Source organism: Modestobacter sp. DSM 44400, assembly GCF_900107175.1.
In the GTDB taxonomy this organism is placed as follows: Bacteria; Actinomycetota; Actinomycetes; order Mycobacteriales; family Geodermatophilaceae; genus Modestobacter.
In genome coordinates this window covers 1-1,416 of record NZ_FNOZ01000161.1, presented here as the reverse complement: position 1 = coordinate 1,416, position 1,416 = coordinate 1, and the positions used below count along the sequence as shown (strand labels likewise).

Below are 1,416 nucleotides of genomic sequence, written 5' to 3'. Positions count from 1 at the left end.
GTCGTACCCGCCGCGCATGATGGGCCCGTCAGCAACGCCGCCTAGTTGATCAACGGGCCGCTACCGAAGTTCCACGGAACTCGGGACATCCTCTGGGGACTGCAGGCTCTTCATTGGCCGCTTACCCCTTCACTGTGTCGGTACTGTGTCGGGCAGGCGAGTAATGCCCGGTGACCGGGCGGGCGCTACGACCTGGCGTTCGGTCCGAGGAAACGGTCGAAGATCGCTCCGGTCGCGGCGATCACCACCGCCTTGTCGAGGACGTCGATGGTGGCGTCCTTGCGTGACCAGGTCCACGGCTTGCCGAGCCCGAGCGCCGTGATCATGACGAGGTCCTGGGTGTAGATCGCGCCGAACGTCGCCGCTGCGCCTCGTAGACCGCGGAGGCCCTTGTGCGCAGCGACGCCGTAGGCGGCCCCCCACATGGCGCCCAGAGCGGTGTGGGCCGCGTAGTTCAGCCGTTTCTTCCCCGCCTCGGTGCTGGGCTTGACGGGCAGCAGCTTCTGGGCGAGCTCTGCCGGACCGTAGCTGTCCTCACGCTGCGAGATCGGCATCTCGACGAACTTCTGGAACGCGGTCATGACGACGCTGCCGGCCACACCGGCCAGCGCGCCCCGACCGACGTTCACCGCAAGAGAGGGATGCGTGGTTGCGCGCTTGACGATCGACATGACCCCGGCCTACCCCATCGGATGGGCGTCAAGCCTTCAACGGTGAGATAGGGGTACCAGCGGCTGTGGTCGGCTCGCGAACGCTGAGCCGCTTGACCCGTCAACCGACTCGGCGCTCGAACGTCTCACTTCCAAGACCGGTCCCTCGATCTTGTGCCGTATGACGCCCCGGTCCGGGGCTGCCAACGCGGACGGGGCTACTGGGACAGTCCTGGCAGGGCACCTCCTCTGACCTGGGACGCTCCCGATAGACGTTCCTCCAGCGAGACGGTTCCGGCCAGAGCTGCAGTCCTCACCAGGCATGCTTACGGCCGCCTGCCTGGGCCTGTCCGGCTCCGTCCTCTTCCTCCGGTGGGTCCACCAGCAGCGACGGCTCACCGGGCGGGAGCTGGCCGCCGCCTCCGCCCTCGGTGCCGCGATCGCCGTCGCCTGTCGAGCGACGCGCTGGCTGACGACGGGCGGGTGGTGCGGCGTCACCGAATCGTCGAGCGAGCAGGTGCTGCGGGAGGACACCCGCCCGGGGGAAGGGTCAGGTTAGCGTGGGTGCATGCCGCCGACCGTATTCGCTGGAGGCGAGGCGGGAGCTTGGGAAGTCGAGAGCATTGACCCGGTGACCGGTCCGTCTCTGCCGATGGTGCCTCGGCTCGCTGTCTTCGAGGACTCGGCGGGCGCGGGCAACTCGATGCCGCTTGGATGCTGCGGGGGCGGACCAGTAACAGCCGCTACACCCGGCGCGACGAGCAGG

The 1,416-nt window shown here is 68.3% G+C and carries 2 protein-coding genes; one reads left to right on the top strand and one right to left on the bottom strand.

Annotation, left to right across the window (positions count from 1 at the left end; genetic code table 11):
* Positions 1-185 precede the first annotated feature (185 nt).
* Positions 186-671 (bottom strand): hypothetical protein, encoded by a 486-nt coding sequence (locus BLW04_RS25470; protein ID WP_091548444.1) that lies wholly within the window; start codon positions 669-671, stop codon positions 186-188.
* 301 nt (positions 672-972) lie between these two features.
* Here BLW04_RS25470 and BLW04_RS25465 point away from each other — a divergent pair, with 301 nt between their 5' ends.
* Positions 973-1,209 (top strand): hypothetical protein, encoded by a 237-nt coding sequence (locus BLW04_RS25465; RefSeq protein WP_091548442.1) that lies wholly within the window; start codon positions 973-975, stop codon positions 1,207-1,209.
* Positions 1,210-1,416: the final 207 nt, after the last annotated feature.